Origin of the sequence: Frondihabitans sp. 4ASC-45, assembly GCF_049472575.1 — a bacterium.
Taxonomy (GTDB): Bacteria; Actinomycetota; Actinomycetes; order Actinomycetales; family Microbacteriaceae; genus Frondihabitans.
Map to the genome: position 1 here is coordinate 127,239 of NZ_JBCEBN010000005.1, position 18,895 is coordinate 146,133.

General features: G+C 66.9%; 19 protein-coding genes and 1 tRNA gene. 9 read left to right on the plus strand and 11 right to left on the minus strand.

Annotated elements, in window-relative coordinates:
* The first annotated feature begins 104 nt into the window (after window positions 1–104).
* Window positions 105–1,607 (plus strand): MFS transporter, encoded by a 1,503-nt coding sequence (locus VH571_RS09815; RefSeq protein ID WP_423264410.1) that lies wholly within the window; start codon window positions 105–107, stop codon window positions 1,605–1,607.
* 43 nt (window positions 1,608–1,650) lie between these two features.
* Here VH571_RS09815 and VH571_RS09820 read toward each other — a convergent pair whose 3' ends face one another.
* Entirely contained in the window at window positions 1,651–2,304 is a 654-nt protein-coding gene (locus VH571_RS09820) for a TetR/AcrR family transcriptional regulator (RefSeq protein ID WP_423264411.1), read from the minus strand.
* A 33-nt stretch (window positions 2,305–2,337) separates the two neighbouring features.
* On the opposite strand from VH571_RS09820, the gene VH571_RS09825 reads away from it, so the two are divergent.
* Window positions 2,338–3,369 carry a DMT family transporter gene (locus VH571_RS09825; RefSeq protein ID WP_423264412.1) on the plus strand — a complete coding sequence of 344 codons (1,032 nt, stop codon included), beginning with the start codon at window positions 2,338–2,340 and terminating at the stop codon, window positions 3,367–3,369.
* On the opposite strand, the gene VH571_RS09830 is transcribed toward VH571_RS09825, so the two are convergent.
* A complete protein-coding gene (locus VH571_RS09830) occupies window positions 3,312–4,253 on the minus strand; it encodes a LysR family transcriptional regulator (RefSeq protein WP_423264413.1) in 942 nt (313 codons plus the stop codon). The genes VH571_RS09825 and VH571_RS09830 overlap by 58 nt on opposite strands.
* Window positions 4,254–4,377: 124 nt before the next feature.
* On the opposite strand from VH571_RS09830, the gene VH571_RS09835 reads away from it, so the two are divergent.
* Both VH571_RS09835 and VH571_RS09840 read left to right on the plus strand, forming a co-directional pair.
* Complete coding sequence (locus VH571_RS09835) at window positions 4,378–5,370, plus strand: DUF1852 domain-containing protein (RefSeq protein WP_423264414.1); 993 nt, start codon at window positions 4,378–4,380, stop codon at window positions 5,368–5,370.
* A 20-nt stretch (window positions 5,371–5,390) separates the two neighbouring features.
* The gene (locus tag VH571_RS09840; RefSeq protein WP_423264415.1) at window positions 5,391–6,425 is read left to right on the plus strand and encodes a methionine synthase; all 1,035 of its coding nucleotides are present in this window, start codon (window positions 5,391–5,393) and stop codon (window positions 6,423–6,425) included.
* 65 nt (window positions 6,426–6,490) lie between these two features.
* Here the strand turns inward: VH571_RS09840 and VH571_RS09845 are convergent, their stop codons facing one another.
* The 6 genes from VH571_RS09845 to VH571_RS09870 form a co-directional block, all read right to left on the minus strand.
* Window positions 6,491–6,685: a hypothetical protein gene (locus VH571_RS09845; RefSeq protein WP_423264416.1), complete on the minus strand. Its 195-nt coding sequence runs from the start codon at window positions 6,683–6,685 to the stop codon at window positions 6,491–6,493.
* 39 nt (window positions 6,686–6,724) lie between these two features.
* Window positions 6,725–7,027, minus strand: a complete 303-nt coding sequence (locus VH571_RS09850; protein ID WP_423264417.1) for a hypothetical protein — start codon at window positions 7,025–7,027, stop codon at window positions 6,725–6,727.
* A 67-nt stretch (window positions 7,028–7,094) separates the two neighbouring features.
* Window positions 7,095–7,166: transfer RNA gene (locus VH571_RS09855), tRNA-Arg, on the minus strand.
* A gap of 169 nt (window positions 7,167–7,335) precedes the next feature.
* A complete protein-coding gene (locus VH571_RS09860; protein WP_055963784.1) occupies window positions 7,336–7,833 on the minus strand; it encodes an HNH endonuclease in 498 nt (165 codons plus the stop codon).
* A gap of 559 nt (window positions 7,834–8,392) precedes the next feature.
* On the minus strand, window positions 8,393–9,343 hold the full coding sequence (locus VH571_RS09865) for a C40 family peptidase (RefSeq protein WP_423264418.1): 951 nt from the start codon (window positions 9,341–9,343) through the stop codon (window positions 8,393–8,395).
* A 241-nt stretch (window positions 9,344–9,584) separates the two neighbouring features.
* A complete protein-coding gene (locus VH571_RS09870; protein ID WP_123943337.1) occupies window positions 9,585–10,277 on the minus strand; it encodes a metal-dependent transcriptional regulator in 693 nt (230 codons plus the stop codon).
* A gap of 121 nt (window positions 10,278–10,398) precedes the next feature.
* Here VH571_RS09870 and serC point away from each other — a divergent pair, with 121 nt between their 5' ends.
* On the plus strand, window positions 10,399–11,535 hold the full coding sequence (gene serC, locus VH571_RS09875; protein WP_423264419.1) for a phosphoserine transaminase: 1,137 nt from the start codon (window positions 10,399–10,401) through the stop codon (window positions 11,533–11,535).
* A 173-nt stretch (window positions 11,536–11,708) separates the two neighbouring features.
* On the opposite strand, the gene VH571_RS09880 is transcribed toward serC, so the two are convergent.
* Both VH571_RS09880 and VH571_RS09885 read right to left on the minus strand, forming a co-directional pair.
* Window positions 11,709–12,305, minus strand: a complete 597-nt coding sequence (locus VH571_RS09880; RefSeq protein ID WP_423264420.1) for a DUF3027 domain-containing protein — start codon at window positions 12,303–12,305, stop codon at window positions 11,709–11,711.
* Window positions 12,298–12,675: a cold-shock protein gene (locus VH571_RS09885; protein ID WP_055963793.1), complete on the minus strand. Its 378-nt coding sequence runs from the start codon at window positions 12,673–12,675 to the stop codon at window positions 12,298–12,300. Before VH571_RS09885 ends, VH571_RS09880 begins: the two co-directional genes overlap by 8 nt.
* 76 nt (window positions 12,676–12,751) lie before the next feature.
* Here VH571_RS09885 and VH571_RS09890 point away from each other — a divergent pair, with 76 nt between their 5' ends.
* The 4 genes from VH571_RS09890 to VH571_RS09905 all read left to right on the plus strand — a co-directional run bounded on the left by VH571_RS09890 (window position 12,752) and on the right by VH571_RS09905 (window position 17,506).
* The gene (locus tag VH571_RS09890) at window positions 12,752–13,030 is read left to right on the plus strand and encodes a multidrug ABC transporter ATPase (protein WP_123943342.1); all 279 of its coding nucleotides are present in this window, start codon (window positions 12,752–12,754) and stop codon (window positions 13,028–13,030) included.
* A 36-nt stretch (window positions 13,031–13,066) separates the two neighbouring features.
* On the plus strand, window positions 13,067–15,037 hold the full coding sequence (locus VH571_RS09895; protein WP_423264421.1) for a helicase-associated domain-containing protein: 1,971 nt from the start codon (window positions 13,067–13,069) through the stop codon (window positions 15,035–15,037).
* Between the two features lie 58 nt (window positions 15,038–15,095).
* Window positions 15,096–16,730 carry a DNA repair helicase XPB gene (locus VH571_RS09900; protein WP_055963802.1) on the plus strand — a complete coding sequence of 545 codons (1,635 nt, stop codon included), beginning with the start codon at window positions 15,096–15,098 and terminating at the stop codon, window positions 16,728–16,730.
* An 83-nt stretch (window positions 16,731–16,813) separates the two neighbouring features.
* Window positions 16,814–17,506: a response regulator transcription factor gene (locus VH571_RS09905; RefSeq protein WP_055963805.1), complete on the plus strand. Its 693-nt coding sequence runs from the start codon at window positions 16,814–16,816 to the stop codon at window positions 17,504–17,506.
* A 64-nt stretch (window positions 17,507–17,570) separates the two neighbouring features.
* On the opposite strand, the gene fdhA is transcribed toward VH571_RS09905, so the two are convergent.
* Window positions 17,571–18,797 (minus strand): formaldehyde dehydrogenase, glutathione-independent, encoded by a 1,227-nt coding sequence (fdhA, locus tag VH571_RS09910; protein ID WP_123943348.1) that lies wholly within the window; start codon window positions 18,795–18,797, stop codon window positions 17,571–17,573.
* Window positions 18,798–18,895: the final 98 nt, after the last annotated feature.

Here is an 18,895-nt window from a genome sequence, read left to right on the forward strand (position 1 = left end):
CCACCGTACAGGTCGAGCCCAGAGCCTGTAAACAGCTGTTGACTTTAATCCGATTCTGGATAGAGTCGCTAAGTCATCACTTGTTTACATCGACTCGGAGCCTCATGTCGCACACCCTTCAGGAACCCGCCACCGGTTCCGTTCCCGTCACCCGCGGGCACAATCCGAACACGACTCTCCTGGTCGTCTACCTCGCACTCGGCGGCCTCGCGTACGCCGTCCTGCAGTCGCTCGTCGCACCGGCCCTCTCCACGATCGGCCGTGACCTCAACGCGTCGACGGCGAGCGTCAGTTGGATCATCACCGCGTACCTCTTGTCCGCCTCCGTGCTCACACCGATCTTCGCGAAGCTCGGCGACATGATGGGCAAGCGCAAGATCCTCATCGTCGTGATGAGCCTCCTGCTGATCGGAACGGTCGTCGCAGCCCTCGCCCCCAACCTCGGTGTTCTCATCGTGGCGCGCATCCTGCAGGGCGCTGCCGGCGCAGTACTGCCCCTCTCGATCGGTATCGTCCGCGACGAGCTCCCGAAAGAGCGGGTCAGCGTCACGATCGGCATCCTGTCGGGCATCTTCGGCATCGGAGCGGGCGTCGGCATCGTCGCGGCCGGCCCGATCGTGCAGAACCTCGACTATCACTGGCTGTTCTGGTTCCCTCTCGTGCTCATCGTCGTGGCCCTCGCGGGCATCATCTTCGGCATGAAGGAGTCGCCGATTCGCACACCCGGGCGACTCGACCTGGCGGGCACCGGGATCCTGACGGTCTCGCTGGTCTCGCTCCTCCTCGCCATCAGCGAGGGAGAGAGCTGGGGCTGGGGCGACGTCAAGACGATCGGCCTCCTCGCCCTCGGCGCCGTTGCACTCGTCGCCTTCGTGCTGGTCGAACTGCGCGTCACCAGCCCCCTGATCGACGTGCGGCTCTTCACGATCCGCGGCGTCTGGACGGCCCACGTCGTCGCGCTCGTCTTCGGCTTCGCGATGTACGGCACCTTCGTGCTCGTGCCGACCCTGCTGCAGCTGCCCACGTTCACCGGTTACGGCTTCGGCAAGACCGCCTCGGTCGCCGGCCTGTTCCTCCTGCCGACGGTCCTGATGCTCGTCGTTGTCTCGCCCCTCTCGGGCAGCATCGTCCGCAAGTACGGGCCGAAGCCCGCGCTGGTCATCGGCGCCGCCTTCTTGACCGCCGCGTTCGTCTTGCCGGCCATCTCGCACGCATACCTCTGGCAGATCCTGGCCTCGGGAATCATGACGGGTGCCGGCATCGGGTTCGGGCTCGCAGCCGCCTCGAACGCCGTCATCGAGAGCGTCCCCCTAGCTCAGACCGGCGAGGCGATCAGCGCCAACACGATCGCCCGCACCATCGGCTCGAGCGTCGGAACCGCCGTGATCGCGGCCCTGATCTCGTCACACACCCAGGTCTTCCCGCTTCCGACCGGCTCCATCGCTCTGCCCTCCGACGACACCTTCACGATCGGCTTCTGGACGTCTGCCGGCGTTGCCGTCCTGGCAATCATCATCGCGCTGATCGCTCCGTCGATGAAGAAGCGTGCTCACGACGCCCGCGCCCTCGGCGTCGAAGACACCGATGCGATCGTCACCGTGAAGTAGGTCGCGAACGGGCATCCTGGCGGGTCGCCAGAGACCGACTACCTCAGGATCCGGCGGTCCGCCCCCGCAGGATGCCCTCCGCCGCGGCCCGTGCGACGGCGAACGGCTCGGCGAAGGTCTCCATGCCGACCGTGACGAGGGCCCCCTCGTACAGCAGCATGAACAGCCGCGCCGTGTCGTCCGGGTCGGCGACCCGGGCGGCGCGGCAGAGCTCGGCGAAGACGTCGAGCATCCAGACCTTCTGGCCGGAGACCTCGGGGAACACCGGGTGGCCGTCGTGGCCGTCGCCGATCTCGGCGCGGGCATTGATGGCGCTGCACCCCTTCGGGCTGTTGTCGCTCATCCACGAGTTCGACGCGTCGAAGACCGCGAGCACCTGGTCGACACCGGGCTCGGGCACCCGAGCGAGGTTCGCGGCCACATGGTCGCGCCACCTCGCGTCGCGGTGCTGGAGATACGAGACGACCAGCGCCTCCTTCGAGCCGAAGCGGTCGTAGAGGGTCTTCTTCGTCACCCCCGCCTCGCTCGCGATCGTGTCGACGCCGATGGCGTGGATGCCGTGGTCGTAGAACAGGCGCGACGCCGCCTCGAGCACGCGGCGAGCGCCGGGGGTCAGCGCCGGGAGGTCGCGGACGGCGAGGAGCCTGTCGAGAGAACTGCGAGGGCCCTCGTCGACGGCGGTGGCGGATGATGGCATGCCCAAAGTCTACCGACCTGTATAGTCGGCGGCATGAGTAAACAGATCGGTGTACTTCGCGTCGGTGCCCTTCGTGTCGGAGTCACCGCACTGGCCTCGGCGGCGTTCGTCGCCTCGTGGAGCTCGGGCTTCATCATCGCCAAGGTGGCCACCGTCGACGTCGGCCTGACGACCCTGCTCGTCTGGCGATTCGCGCCACTGGCCATCGTCCTACTCGTCTTGACGGTCGCAACGGGGGGCTTTCGAGGTGTCACCCGCTCCGATCTGCGACACCAGGCCACGATCGGTCTGTTCGCCCAGTTCGGCTATTGCGTGTTCGTGTACGCCTCGGTCGGCACCGGGATCGCGACGGGCACGACCGCGCTGATCGACGCGATTCAGCCCCTGGTGGTCGCCACGCTGGTCGGCCCGCTGCTCGGGCTGCGAGTGCGCGGTGCGCAGTGGCTCGGTCTCGCGGTCGGCGCCATCGGCGTGGCCACGGTCGTCGGCTCGCAGCTCGGTGGGTCTTCTGCGCCGCCCATCGCGTACGGGCTCCCCGCCCTCGCCATGCTCTGCCTGATCGCCGGCACGTTCGTCGAGCGCCGGTCAGAATCCCGCCTCCCCGTCGTCACCACCCTGACGATTCACGTCGCGGTGACAGCCGCAGCCCTGATGGTCTTGGCGGCAGTGACCGGCACGTTGACTCCGCCGGCGAGCTCGACGTTCTGGCTCGCCGTGGCGCTCTCGGCGATCGTGCCGACCCTGATCGCGTACGGCCTCTACTGGTGGCTGCTTCGCCGAGTGGGCATCACGGCTCTGAACGCCCTGCTGTTCCTCGTGGCGCCGACCACCGCCCTCGCCGGCAACCTGCTGCTAGCCGAGCCGCTGACCGGCCTGACGCTGGTCGGGTTCGTGCCGTGCGCCGCGGGCGTGGCGCTCGTGCTGGCCAGCGAGGCCCGGGCAGCCCGTGCGGCTCGGGCAATGCAGGCGGCGCGGCCGGATCCTCGGCCCCTGTCGCACTGCGCTGATCAGCCGAGCAGCTCCACGCCGAAGCCCGCGACGACCGCCCTCACTTCGGCGAGGTAGCGCTGCGCCTGCTCGGTGAGGGGTATCGCCGAGTGGCCGATCCAGCCGATCTCGATTCGTTCGTCGACGTCGAGCGGCACGGCCACGATCTCGGGGTCGAGGTCGTCGCTGACGATGCCCGTCGAGATCGTGTAGCCGTTCAGGCCGATCATGAGGTTGAAGATCGTCGCGCGGTCAGAGACCCGGATCTCGCGCTTGCTCGACAGGGTGGAGAGGATCTCCTCGGCGAAATAGAAGGAGTTATTTGCGCCCTGATCGAAGGTGAGCCGCGGCAGGTCGGCGAGGTCGTCGAGGGTGGCACGCTCTCGGGAGGCCAGAGGGTTCTTGCGCGAGATGAAGATGTGCGGCTCGGCGACGAAGAGGGGGTGGAAGAGGAGCCCGGAGTCGCGGAGCAGCTTGTCGATGACGTTCCGGTTGAAGTCGTTTCGGTAGAGGATGCCCAACTCGCTGCGGAGCGTGCGGACGTCTTCGATGATGTCCCAGGTGCGGGTCTCTCGAAGCGAGAATTCGTACTCCGCCGCCTCGGTCTCTTTGACCATCCGCACGAACGCGTCGACCGCGAACGAGTAGTGCTGCGTCGACACCCCGAGCAGGCGTCGCGACGGCGGCCGTCCGAGGTAGCGCTGCTCGAGCAGCGCCACCTGCTCGACGACCTGCCGGGCGTACCCGAGAAACTCGGCACCGTCTGTGGTCAGCGTGACTCCGCGAGCCGAGCGGAGGAGCAGCGAGCGGCCCACCCGGGTCTCGAGGTCTTTCATCGCCGCCGACATCGTTGGCTGTGCGACGTAGAGCACATCGGCGGCCGCCGTGATCGACTCTTCCGCGGCGACCTCGATGAAGTACAGGAGCTGTTGCAGCGTGATTCCGCTCGTCCGTCGGGCCATAGCAAGAGCCTATAGGTAGGCATAGCAGCGCCGAATTACCTGATACCCGCGCCGAAGCACCACGATGGCTGTACCGACATTCACCAGGCCATCCCCGGCCGATCAGCTACCGGATTGGCCGCTCATGGCGAACGACTTTACGTTCAACATCACCACCACCCGTTTTGACGAGAACTACGCGCCGTCCGAGACCTCGCGGGCCACCACGAACTTCGCGAACCTGGCTCGGGGTGAGTACCGTCAACAGAACCTCCGCAACGCCCTGACGATGATCGACCGGCGGTTCAACAATCTCGCGCACTGGGACAACCCCGGCGGCGACCGGTACACCGTCGAGCTCGATATCGTCACCGCCGAGCTGCAGTTCAGCGCGGGCGGCGAAGACCGGGTGTTCCCGCTTCTCGAGGTGCTCGACATCCACATCGTCGACACGCAGACCGGCGTGCGCCATCAGGGCATCGTGGGCAACAACTTCTCGTCGTACGTGCGCGACTTCGACTTCAGCGTGCTTCTACCCGAAGTCAACCGCGACGCGACCGAGTTCATTGTGCCCGACGACTTCGGCGCCCTCCACGGCAAGCTCTTCCAGCACTTTCTCGACTCCGCCGTCTACAAGGAGCGCTTCCCGATGACGCCGGTGATCTGCATCAGCGTCTCGACCAGCAAGACGTACAGCCGCACCTCGAACTCGCACCCGATCCTCGGCGTCGAATACCGCCAAGACGACTACTCGATGACCGACACGTACTTCGGGCGGATGGGCTTGCAGGTGCGGTACTTCATGCCGCCGGGAGCCGTGGCGCCGCTCGCGTTCTATCACCGCGGCGACCTGCTGAACGACTACACGACCCTGCAGCTCATCGGCACGATCAGCACGATGGAGACGTTCCAGAAGATCTATCGGCCCGAGATCTACAACGCGAACTCCGCCGCCGCCGGCGTCTACCGACCGACCCTCGAGCAGCACGACTTCTCGCGCACCGAGATCTCGTACGACCGCGCGGAGCGCAACCAGCTCGCGATCACCCAGGGCAAGTTCACGGAGGAGCACTTCGTGAAGCCGCACCGAGAGGTGCTCGAGCACTGGGCCGCCAACTACCCCGTTCCTACTCGATGACCGCCGGAGGATCCTCGTCCATGAACACTCTTCTGCCCACCTCCCCGGTCGGCAGCCTGCCGAAGCCGTCCTGGCTCGCCGAGCCGGGCTCTCTCTGGTCGCCCTGGAAGCTCGAGGGTGAGGCGCTGGTCGAGGGCAAGAGAGATGCCCTCCGCATCTCCGTCCAGGAGCAGAGCCGTCTCGGCATCGACATCATCAGCGATGGGGAGCAGACCCGTGAGCACTTCGTCACCACGTTCATCGAGCACCTCACCGGCGTCGACTTCGAGAACCGCGAAACCGTGAGGATCCGAGACCGGTACGACGCGAGCGTGCCCACCGTCGTGGGTGCTGTGAGTCGCGAAAGGCCCGTGTTCGTCGACGATGCGAAGTTCCTCCGCCAGCAGACCGATCAGCCGATCAAGTGGGCTCTGCCCGGCCCGATGACCATGATCGACACCCTCTCCGACCGCCACTACAAGAGTCGCGAGAAGCTGGCGTGGGAGTTCGCCACAATCCTCAACCAGGAGGCTCGCGAGCTCGAGGCCGCCGGCGTCGACATCATCCAGTTCGACGAGCCCGCCTTCAACGTCTTCCACGACGAGGTGCAGGACTGGGGCGTGGCCACGCTCGAGCGGGCGACCGAGGGCCTCCGTGCCGAGACTGTCGTGCACATTTGCTACGGCTACGGCATTAAAGCGAACAACGACTGGAAGGCGACCCTCGGCGAGGAGTGGCGGCAGTACGAGAAGTCGTTCCCCCTGCTGCAGCAGTCCAGCATCGACACGATCTCGCTCGAATCGCACCACTCGCACGTTCCGGTCGACCTCGTCGAGCTCCTGCGCGGCAAGAAGGTCATGCTCGGGGCCATCGACGTGGCGAGCGACACCGTCGAGACCCCGGAGGAGGTCGCCGACACCCTGCGCACAGCGCTCCAGTATGTCGATGCCGACAAGCTCATCCCCAGCACCAACTGCGGCATGGCGCCGATGACTCGGGGCGTCGCGCTCGGCAAGCTGGCTGCGCTCAAGGCGGGTGCTGACGTCGTTCGTGGGGAGCTGGTGGCTGCGCCGTAGCGGCACAGCCACCGAATGAGTTCTTGTCCCGTCGGGCGCCGTCCGTTTCTCTGCTGGAAGGCTGCCTATTCGTCGCGCGCTTGATGCAAGTCGACCAAGCCCGAGAGCGTCCTGAACAGGGCATGGACTGTTGCGCGGTCAACTCCTACACGAGTGGCGAACTCCCAATCGTCGAGAGCCTCCATGGTCTCGTTCAAACAGCTCATGATCGTGTAGACGTCGTCTTCGTCTAACTCGAGATGCATCTTGTCAGAGGCCATCTGGTGCCTTCTTACCGTCCGAACATTGCTTTGACGTCGTCATATCTCCGAAGGCGTCCCTTCTGTGACCTCTCCGAGCACTTCCCGCAGCTCGCGGCAAAGCCGGTGAAGGTGACCGAGGGCGGTCGTTCTTTGCGAGTCGTCGGGCGTCGCGTAGATGACAGATTCGAGATCTTCGACGGCGGTCTCTAGCGAATGAGCGAGAGCGCGCTGCTCGAAAGTGAGCTGGTCTGATGCCTGGGAGAACCGGGATTGGGTATCTTCCAGCGGCCCTCCTGAGCGCTCGAAGCGCTCGATCTCCCGCAAGACCGTCAGCAGGGTCTGCCTGTCCGACTCGATCACTTCGTTCTCACCCTCACCCCTAAAAATCCCGGCAGGAGATTGACGGTTACGTGTCGAATCTGCGAAGTGCCCCTGGAGGGACTCGAACCCCCAACCCTTTCCTTAGGACGGAACTGCTCTTCCATTGAGCTACAGAGGCTGACGACACCAGCCTAACCGACCTCGGATCCTGAGTTCCTGCCCGCCCGCACCCCCGCGCGGCCGAATCATCCGGCCGCACGGTGGTTCGGGAGACCCCTAGGGGGTGCGAGTCACGCTCAGCGCCGTCGCACCCCCGCGAGCAAGCCGCGACCCCGCGAACCCGCAACCTAAGCAGCAACCGCCAGATACTCGTCCCACACCGCTTGCGGCTGCTCGACCCCGCGCACGACCCATCCGACCCCGTGCGGCGCCTTCGGCTGCCAGCGCAGCGACCAGCCCATCTCGAGCGGCGTGCGGTTGCTCTTGAGGTTGTTGCAGCGGAGGCAGCAGGCGACGAGGTTCTCCCACGAGTCTTGCCCGCCGCGCGACCGGGGCTGCACGTGGTCGATCGTGGTCGCGGTCTTGCCGCAGTACGCGCAGTGGTGCGAATCTCGCCGCAACACTCCGCGGCGCGACACGGGGATCTGCCGGGTGTGCGGCAACCGCACGTACCGGGTCAACACGATCACCGACGGGCGATCGAAGGTGAATGTCGCTCCGAGCACCGGGTGTTCCGCGTCGGCCGCCAGCACGGTGGCTTTCTGGCTCATGACGAGCACGAGTGCTCTGCGGAACGACACGACGGCGAGGGGCTCGTAGCCGGCATTGAGGACGAGAGTGCGCATTGCTTCCCTTTCGAAACGGCCTGGACGGCTTCCAGGCATTCGATGCAGACAGCTCGGGGCTTACCGGTCGGGAGACGAAAAAAGCACCGTCGAAAGACGATGCTTCACACGCGGGCGCCGGGGCGCACACCGAAATGGTGCACGTTCCGGCGGGTGGTCCGTATGGCACGGGTCAGCAACGCACCCATGGTGCGGGAGGCTGCTGGTCGTGACACGGGGATCTCCGTAACGGCTCGTCGAACTGCGTGCGCTCAGATTACGTCACGACGCCCGCGAGACCTAGACCCTCCAGCAATGCTTAACACGGAGTTCACGACCCCAAAACCCAAGGATCCGCTCCGCCGCCTCACCCCCACCCCGCTCGTCGCCCCCGCGTCGCTCCCCCACCCGGCAACCTCGCCCCGCCGCACTTGACTCCAGAGTCAATTACGCGTTTCAACTGTCCCCTCCCCTACGCCCGACCGCAGACGCATCAGAACCCACAAACCAGCAGCACCCCACAAACAGCAAGCCCCGCTCCACACGGGAGCGGGGCCAGCAGTAGCAGCAGAAGTGCGGCCTACTTGATGCCGAGGCGCACGAAGTGCACGTCGCTCGTCCAGAGCGGGCGGACGCTGACTGCGCCGCCGGGCTTCGGAGCGTCGAGGATCATGCCGTTGCCGGCGTAGAACCCGTCGTGAGAGCCGTCGTTGAGCACGACGATGTCGCCGGGCTCGGCGTCGGCCTGCGAGATGATCGTGCCGGCAGCGGACTGCGCGGGCACCGAGTGGGCCAGCGAGATGCCGTACTGCGCGTACACGTACATGACGAAGCCGGAGCAGTCGAAGCCGGACGGGGTCGCCCCGCCGAAAACGTAGGGCGTGCCGACGTACTGCAGGGCCGTCTGGTAGACCGCTGCCAGGCTGAAGGCGGGGTGGGCGGGCGACGCGAGGTAGTCGGCGGCCGTCTTTCCCGTGTACGCGGTGCTGGCGGCGAAGGAGGCGCGCTCGGCGGTCGCAGCGGTGGCCTGCGTGTCGGTCAGGGTCGACGCGGTCGACGTGGTCGCGGTCTGAACGACCGGTGCGGCGACGACGGGCGCGGTGGCCGTGTAGCTATCGCGGCTGGTGCTGGCGGCGGTCACGCCGGAGGCGACCGTGGCTGACTGCGATCCGGTGGAGAGCTCGGAGCTCAAAGCCGAGGTCGAAGCGTCGACAGACGAACCGGCGACCGGGCTCGCGGTCTGGGCGAAGGCCGGAATGGCCATGGTGCCCATGAGTCCGGCAACGAGGGTCAGGGCCCCGACCGAGACGATTCCGCGCTTGACCGATCCGGCCTTGAAGGAGCGACCGCTGGCACAATTCCGTGCGGCTGCCTCATCGGCGGCGCGAGCGGCGCGACGTGTCGTGGGTGCGACGGCGGCGGTGCTCGTGACGGTGTCGATGGGACCGGTGCGGATCGGGTCGGTGCGGGGGGTCGACCGACGTGTGGCTACCGAGGTCGATTGGGTGGTCGTAGTGATGCCAGTGCTCAAGAGGGGGGCTCTCCTGCGTCTCGACGCTGTTCCGGGCAAAGCGGTGGCTACCCGGGTCAGACGACCCATCCGTTCGTTGGATCAACGACTAGCGGCAAGAGATGGGGATCGAGACGTCTTGCCACGGGTCCGGCAACCGGCTTCCTGGTTGTTTGGACTTGGCGAGCGTACCCGAGTACGACCCCGGTGTCATCCTGGAGGAGGACTTTTGTAACGAAAGGGTAAACGAACGGGGCGAAAGTCAGACGCTGAGGTAGATGTGCGCCGCGACGTCGTTGGCCAGCTCGAGCGCCTCGTCGTACCCCTCCACGTGCACGCGAACGTACGATCCCGCCTGTGAGATGGTCGCCGTCTTGCCTGGCTGTACCCCACTGTCGTGCAGCTGCTGCAAGAACTCCGGCTCGAACTGGACCGGCTCGGCGAGGCGCCGGATCGTTCCTGACTTTCCGCTGGGATTCTGCGCCGCCACGTCGACGATCGAGATCACGCCGTCCATGAACCGGCCCGCGGGCGAGTCGCCGAGCTCGTCGAGCCCCGGGATCGGGTTGCCGTACGGCGACTCCGTCGGGTGGTCGAGCATCTCAAGCAGTCGGCGCTCGACCTGCTCGCTCATCACGTGCTCCCAGCGGCAGGCCTCGTCGTGAACGAACGCCCAGTCGAGACCGATGACGTCGGCGAGGAGGCGCTCGGCGAGACGGTGCTTGCGGATCACGTGGGTGGCCTTGGTGCGCCCCTGCGTGGTCAGTTCGAGGTGGCGGTCGCCGGTTACGACGACCAGGCCGTCGCGCTCCATGCGGGCGACGGTCTGCGAAACCGTCGGGCCGGAGTGGCCGAGTCGCTCCGAGATCCGCGCGCGAAGAGGAACGATGTTCTCCTCTTCGAGATCGAGGATCGTCCGAAGGTACATCTCTGTGGTGTCGACAAGATCAGTCAACGGTGCCTCCCCGATAACGCAATTTTCACCAAGACTACTGCTCGCACCTTATGGGCCGGATCACCTGGGCGTCCTCTGATGGTGAACTTCCCGTGTAGCGGCCCTGGATACGATCGACCGCATGGCCGACACCCACACCCCCTCCGACATCACGATCCCCCGCGACCTCCTCCCGACCGACGGTCGCTTCGGTTGCGGCCCCTCGAAGATCCGCGGCGCTCAGCTCGAGCACCTCGTGACGGCGGGCTCCACCATCCTCGGCACGTCGCACCGGCAGGCGCCGGTCAAAGACCTGGTGGGCAGGATCCGGGCCGACCTCTCTACGCTCTTCGCCCTCCCCGACGGCTACGAGGTGGTCCTCGGCGACGGTGGCTCGACCGCGTTCTGGGATGCCGCGTCGTTCGGCCTCATCGAGAAGCGTGCCGAGAATCTCTCCTTCGGCGAGTTCGGCTCGAAGTTCGCCAAGGCCGCCGGCGCCCCCTGGCTCGACGCGCCCCGGGTCATCACCGCGCCGGGCGGCTCGCGCGCCGAGGTCGAGGTCGAGGCGGGCATCGATGTCTATGCCTGGCCGCACAACGAGACCTCGACCGGCGTCATGGCCCCCGTGAAGCGTGTGCACGGCGACCCGGGCGCCCTCACCGTGATCGACGCAACCAGCGCGGCCGGTGGAGCGGCCTTCGACGCCGCCGAGGCCGACGTCTACTACTTCGCCCCCCAGAAGAACTTTGCGTCCGACGGCGGCCTCTGGTTCGCGCTCATGTCACCCGCCGCCATCGAGCGCGTCGAGCGCATCGCCGCGTCCGACCGCTACATCCCCGAGTTCCTCAGCCTGAAGAACGCGGTCGACAACTCACGGCTGAACCAGACGCTCAACACGCCCGCCCTGACGACGCTCCTTCTTCTCGAAGACCAGACCCGGTGGATCCTCGACAATGGCGGCCTCTCGTGGGCCGACGCCCGCACGAAAGAGTCGTCGGGAGCCCTCTACGACTGGGCCACCACCTCCGACTACGCGACGCCGTTCGTCGTCGACCCCGAGCACCGCTCACAGGTCGTCGCGACGATCGACTTCGACGACTCGATCGACGCGGCCCTCGTCGCGAAGGTGCTCCGCGCCAACGGCATCATCGACACCGAGCCGTATCGCAAGCTCGGCCGCAACCAGCTCCGCGTCGCGACGTTCACGGCGATCGAGCCCGACGACGTCCGCCAGCTCATCCGGTCCATCGAGTTCGTGGTCGCCGCCCTCGCTGCCTGACGCCGCCCCCCTCCGAATTTGAAGGAGAAACTCGCACCTCGGGCCCAGAATTCAAGGATCCGACGGCTCAGTCCCACAAATCTCCTTCGAATTCGGTAGCGCTCCACCTCGAGTGCACGAAAACAGCCCCTCGGCCGAAGCCGGGGGGCGGTTTTCGTGCACTCGGTCAGCGTCTAGGAGCGCGCGACGTCGTCATCCTCGTCGTCGCCGTCCGACCCGTCGAGGCCAGCGGCTTCGGCCGCCTCCTCGACGTCGACGCCGTCGAACTCGCGGCGGAGGCCGTCGCGGGCCTTGCGGGGCGAGTTCTCGTCGTAGTCGTCGTCATCATCGTCAGAGTCGTCATCGTCCGACTCATCGTCATCGTCGTCGTCCGAGTCGTCTTCGTCCGACTCATCGTCGTCGTCGTCGTCCGACTCATCGTCGTCATCCGACTCGTCGTCGTCCGACTCGTCGTCGTCTTCCGACAACGCACCCTGCGCGGCCTCGTACTCCGCGAGGCGCTCGACCCACGGCACCCAGTCGGGTGCGAGCAGGGAGGTGTCGCCCGGCAGCAGTTCGGTCTCGAGCACCGAGGGCTCCTCGTCGCCGACGACAGCGATGCTGACCGTCCACAACCAGCCCGGGTAGCCCGGAAGCGTGTTCGCGAAGCGGACCGTCGAGACGCCTTCGCCCTCGTCGACCACTTCGAGCGGTTCGCCGATCGTGTCGTCGCGGGTGATCTCGAGGAGCGCCTCCCGAGCCAGCGAGTAGAGGTCTGCCGCGTCAGCCATCGAGTTGGTCCGCGATCTTCCGCAGCACGGCGGCGACCTGCGCGCCATTTTCGGGGTAGCGGCCGCGGCGGAGGCGGTTGCCGACTCCATCGAGCATTTTGACGACGTCTTCGACGATCACGGCCATGTCTTCGGCCGAGCGACGGTTGCGCTCGACGAGGCTCGGCGCCTTCTCGAGCACACGCACCGAGAGCGCCTGGGCGCCCTTCTTGCCGTCGGCGATGCCGAACTCGAGCCGGGAGCCGGCCTTGATCCCGGTCGTGCCGGCGGGCAGAGACGACGCATGGAGGAAGACTTCTTGGCCGTCATCGCTCGCGATGAAGCCGAAGCCCTTCTCTTCGTCGTAGAACTTGACCTTGCCGGTGGGCATGACTGAACTCCTAGGTAGTGGGGCCCGACAAGCATACGGGCCCACGGCCAGCCGCGCCCCGACTACGCTGAGCACCGTGGCACAGAAGAAGCAGGTCGTGAACGCTCCCGACGGAATCCGTCGAGCCGAGCGTGTCCTCGTGTACGCCGCGATCACCGTCGCGGTCTTCTCCGCAGTCTGCATCGCCATCTACCTCATCGGTGGCGCAGCTCACGTGACAAGCGCGAGTGGCATTTGGCCGGCGATCGCCGTGCTGCCCGTTCTCGGATTCCCGATCGCGATCCTGCTCATCATCGCGTTCGTCATCGTCAGCGCGATTCGCCGTCAACGCGAGACCCGGGGCGACACACGCTGACCGGCGGCCGCCAGAGCACCGGGGCAGAGGCGCCCCGTGGCTAGCGCCCTCGACCTCGCCGGCGTGCTCCGCGCCCTCGACGCCGAAACCCTCCGGGCTCGACTCCTTGGCCGCGCCGTGCCGCGACCGAACACGGTCAAAGACGCCTTCGACCTCGCCGAGACCCTGCTCGACAGGGCATCACTGCGCGACGTGCTGAGTCGCCTCGACCGTGTGTCGCTGATCGCTTTGCGCACAACGGCGACCGCTGCCGACGCCGCGCTGGTCATCGAGCGAGCCGAAGCCGCCTTCGATCTGTCGACGGACGAGGTCGAAGCGGCCCTCGCCCGACTCTCCGAGCGCCTGCTCGTCCTCCTGTCGACCGACGGCGCCGACAGCTCCGACAGCACCGACGGCACAGACGCCACCACCGGCACAGACGGCACCGGCTCAGCAGCCACCGCACGCACGACCGCAGCACCCACCGCCACCGCCTTCGACACCGTCACCGAGGCCCTCGACGACGACCCACTGCTCACGCTCGCCCGCCTCGCCGGCATCCGTCCGCCTGTCGTGCTCGAGGCTGTCGAGCAGCTCGACGACGAGGCGAAGGCTGCACACGATACGGCGAGCGCCGAGCGTCTCTACGCGATCGTCGTGGAGGTCGCCGAGATCGTCCGCGCCGTGACCGACGCTCCGGCGCGCGAGCTCGCTCGGGGCGGCCTGGCCCTTCCCGAGAGCCGGCGCCTCGCCGAGGCTGCTCGGATCGATGTCGACGACGTGGCACCGATCCTCGTGGCGGCCCGGGCCGCGTCCCTGGTCGAGCTCGGCCCCGAGGGCTGGATTCCCGGCCCGAACGCCGAGGCGTGGCTCCTCTCGACCTGGGCCGACCGCTGGGCCTCGCTCGTGTCGGCCTGGCTCGACGCGCTGCCCGCCGAGGTGCGCACCGTCCTGGCGCAGCGCAGCTCGACGTCGTGGGGCGAACCGCTCCGCACGTTCAGCGAGTGGCTGTTCCCCGCCGGCGGCTCGTGGGTCGCCGAGCGCCTTGATGCCTTCGCTCGGGCGGCCGAGCTCTTCGGCCTGACCTCGGGGTCGCGCCCGACCTCCGCCGCCGTCGCGCTGCTCGGCGATGGGGTCGAGGCCGCCACGGAGATCGTCCGGGCCCTCCTCCCCCAGCCCATCGACCAGGTGTATCTGCAGCACGATCTGACCGTCGTCGCTCCCGGCCCTCTCGCGCCCGACCTCGACGCTCGTCTGCGCCTGATCGCCGATGTCGAGAGCGCGGGCCTCGCGGCGACGTATCGAGTCACCGAGACCAGGATCCAGGCCGCCCTCAGCTCGGGCGAGACCGCCGACAGCCTCCGCGAGTTCCTCACCTCCCTGTCCTCTACCGGCGTCCCCCAGCCGGTCGACTACCTGCTCACCGAGACGGCAGACCGCCACGGACGCTATCGGGTGGCTGATCTCGGGGCCGCCGACCTGGATCCTCAGGCGACATCGTTCGGTGCTGTCAGCCAGCTTCGCGCCGACGATCCGGCCCTTCTCGACACCGCCCAGGTCGATCAGGCGCTCCGGCCGATCGGCCTGTTCCGGGCGGGCCCTCTCGTGATGCTGAGCCGGTTCGACGCGGAGACGGTCTACTGGGCTCTGCTCGACGAGCGCTATCCCGTTCTGCTCGAAGACGCCGATCGTCGACCGACCAGGCCGCCGCTCCGCCGCCGCCCGCGGCGGTCCGCCCCGCCGGTTGGCGTCGATCCGCTCGTCGCTCTCGTAGAGCGCGTGCAGGCATCCTCCGGCACCGATGACGACACCGAGCGGGCGTGGATCTCCCGCCAGCTCGACTCAGCCGCCCACGCTCGGTTGACGGTCTTGATCACCCTCGCGCATGCCGACGGCACGACGAGCCAGCTGACGATGGAGCCGACCGGCGTCGGTGGAGGCCGGGTGCGCGGGCGCGACCGCAAGTCCGACATCGAGCGCACGCTGCCCCTGTCGAGCATCGTCGCCGTCGCTACTCCGCCCGCCTGATCGAGGCTCCGGCGCAACCCGGAACCGCTCACAGCCCCCGCGCATAGACTGACCGGTTATGCCAGGCCCGTTGATCGTCCAGAGCGACCGCACCGTCCTCCTCGAGGTCGCCCACCCCGATGCGGAGGACGCCCGACACGACCTTTCGGTGTTCGCCGAGCTCGAGCGCGCACCCGAGCACGTGCACACCTACCGCATCACGCGCCTCGGTTTGTGGAACGCCCGCGCCGCCGGCCACTCCGCCGACGACATGCTCGCGACCCTCGACAAATACTCGAAGTTTCCGGTGCCGCAGAGCGTCTCGGTCGACATCGCCGAGACCGTCGCCCGGTACGGCCGCATCGTCATCGAGCGCGACGGCGATCAACTTCTGCTTCGCGGCACCGACAAGGCCGTCTTGAGCGAGGTCACCCGCGCGAAGAAGATCGGCGAACTGCTCGGCGTCAAGCGGGCCGACGATCTGTGGGAGCTCCTGCCATGGGCTCGCGGCGAGGTGAAGCAGCAGCTCATCAAGCTCGGCTGGCCCGCCGAAGACCACGCCGGCTACACCCCGGGCACCCCGCACGCCATCGATCTCGACACTTCCGAGTGGAACCTCCGCGACTACCAGCAAAAGGCGGTCGACAACTTCTTCGAAGGAGGCTCGGGCGTCGTCGTGCTCCCCTGTGGTGCCGGCAAGACTCTGGTCGGCGCCGGTGCCATGGCGCAGGCGAAGACCAACACGCTGATCCTCGTGACCAACACGGTCTCGGCTCGCCAGTGGCGCGACGAGCTCCTCAAGCGCACGTCACTCACCGAAGACGAGATCGGCGAGTACTCGGGCGCGGTCAAAGAGATCAAGCCCGTGACCATCGCGACGTACCAGATCCTCACCGCGCGCCGGGCGGGCAAGTACACCCACCTGTCGCTGCTCGACGCTCTCGACTGGGGCCTCGTGGTCTACGACGAGGTGCACCTCCTTCCGGCGCCCGTCTTCAAGCTGACGGCCGAGCTGCAGGCACGGCGGCGCCTCGGCCTCACCGCGACGCTCGTCCGTGAAGACGGCCGCGAGGGCGACGTCTTCAGCCTCATCGGCCCGAAGCGCTTCGACGCCCCCTGGAAAGAGATCGAGGCCCAGGGCTTCATCTCGCCGGCCAACTGCTACGAGGTGCGCGTCGACCTCCCCCAAGAGGAGCGCCTCCAGTACGCCGCCTCCCCCGACGAAGAGCGCTACCGGCTCGCCGCGACGGCGCCCGTCAAGATGAACGTCGTCCGCCAGCTCGTCGACAAGCACGAGGGCGAGCAGATCCTCGTCATCGGGCAGTATCTCGACCAGATCGACGAGCTCGCCGAAGCCCTGAACGCTCCCAAGCTGACGGGGTCGACACCCGTCGACGAGCGCCAGCGTCTCTTCCAGGCCTTCCGCGATGGCGAGGTCAAGGTGCTGGTGGTGTCGAAGGTGGCCAACTTCTCCGTCGATCTGCCGGAGGCGACGGTCGCAATTCAGGTCTCAGGATCCTACGGCTCGCGTCAAGAAGAAGCGCAGCGGTTGGGCAGGCTTTTGCGCCCCAAGAAGTCCGGCATCCCCGCGTCGTTCTACACGCTGGTCAGCCGCGACACGGTCGATCAGGATTTCGCTCAGAACCGCCAGCGGTTCCTCGCCGAGCAGGGCTACAGCTACACGATCCTCGATTCGCCGGCCCTGGCCGCCTGAGCCGGGCTGAGCACCAGCGCGCAGACATAGCGCGCACGCCCAGCTCTCAGCAAACGCTTAGACGGCGCGCAGATACTTGACCCATGAGCGATGGCCCCAAGATCCTGATCGTCGACGACGAGCCCAACATCCGCGACCTCCTGACCACGAGCCTCCGGTTCGCCGGCTTCGCCGTGCGTGCCGTCGGCAACGGCGCTCAGGCGATCTCCGCGGTCCTCGAAGAGGAGCCCGACCTCATCATCCTCGACGTGATGCTGCCCGACATGAACGGGTTCGGCGTCACCAAGCGACTCCGCTCCTCCGGCTACACGTCGCCGATCCTCTTCCTCACCGCCAAAGACGACACCGAAGACAAGATCACGGGTCTCACGGTCGGTGGCGACGACTACGTCACGAAGCCGTTTAGCCTCGACGAGATCGTCGCGCGCATCAAGGCCATCCTGCGTCGCACCATGAACGAAGACGAAGACGCGATCATCCGCGCCGGCGAGTTGACCATGGATCAAGACACGCACGAGGTCACCATCGGCGAGACGGCCATCGAGCTCAGCCCGACCGAGTTCAAGCTGCTCCGCTACCTCATGCTCAACCCCAACCGGGTGCTGTCGAAGGCGCAGATCCTCGACCACGTGTGGGAGTACGACTTCAACGGCGACGCGGGCATCGTCGAGAGCTACATCTCGTACCTCCGCCGCAAGCTCGACCAGTTCTCGGCCGAGCCGATCATCCAGACCAAGCGTGGCTTCGGCTACATGCTGAAGGCCGCCAAGGTCTAAACCGCCTCACACAAGAACGCCGTGACCCTTTCCGGGTCACGGCGTTCGTGCATTCCGGTCGTGCTTAGGCTGCCTTCGCGCCGTCCAGGTAACCGTTCGGGTTCAAGACGTACTTGGTCGCCGAGCCGGCGTCGAACTCCTTGTAGCCGCGCGGGGCGTCCTCGAGGCTGATCGCCTTGGCGTTTACGTTGTCGGCGATGTGCACCCGGTCGTGCAGGATCGCCTGCATCAGCCCGTGGTTGTACTTCATCACCGGGCACTGGCCCGTGGTGAACGACAGCGACTTGGCCCATCCGGTTCCGAGCGACAGCGACAAGGATCCCTTCTGGGCCGCTTCGTCAGCGGCGCCCGGGTCGCCGGTGACGTACAGCCCCGGGATTCCCATCGCCCCACCGGCCGCGGTGATGTCCATGAGCGAGTTGAGCACGGTGGCCGGCGCTTCCTTAGCGTCGTGGCCGTGCCCCTTCGCCTCGAACCCGACGGCGTCGACTGCACAGTCGACCTCGGGAATGCCGAGGATCTGCTCGATCTGCTCGGCCGGCCCACCCTTCGAAAGGTCGACCGTCTCGCAGCCGAAGCTCCGCGCCTGCGCCAGACGGCCCTCGTTCATGTCGCCGACGATCACGGCCGCCGCGCCGAGAAGGAGCGCGCTGGTCGCGGCAGCAAGGCCCACCGGGCCTGCACCGGCCACGTACACCGTCGAGCCGACGCCCACGCCTGCGGTCACGGCCCCGTGGAATCCAGTCGGGAAGATGTCCGACAGCATCGTCAGATCCATGATCTTCTCAAGCGCCTGGTCTTTGTCGGGGAAGCGCAGGAGGTTCCAGTCGGCGTACGGCACCAGCACGAACTCGGCCTGGCCACCGACCCATCCGCCCATGTCGACGTAGCCGTAGGCACTTCCGGGGCGATCCGGGTTGACGTTCAGGCAGATCCCGGTCTTGCGCTCCTTGCAGTTCTTACAGCGACCGCACGAGATGTTGAACGGCACCGACACGAGGTCGCCGACCTTGATGAACTCGACGTCGGGCCCGACCTCGACCACTTCGCCGGTGATCTCGTGACCCAGCACCAGATTGGTGGGAGCGGTTGTCCGACCGCGGACCATGTGCTGATCGGAACCGCAGATGTTGGTGGCGACCGTCTTGAGGATCGCCCCGTGCTTGACCTGCCTGCCGACGTTGGCGGGATTGACCCCCGGGCCGTCTTTCAGCTCGAATGTCGGGTAGTCGGTGTCGATGACCTCGACCTCGCCCGGCCCCTTGTAGGCGACGGCTCTGTTTCCTGCCATTGCGATCCTCCTTGATCACGCGGTCGCGGTGTGCTCCCGCTACACCCGACGCTAGAGGTCGAAACCGGTGCGTGCGCCGTGAATCCAACTTCTCGCCC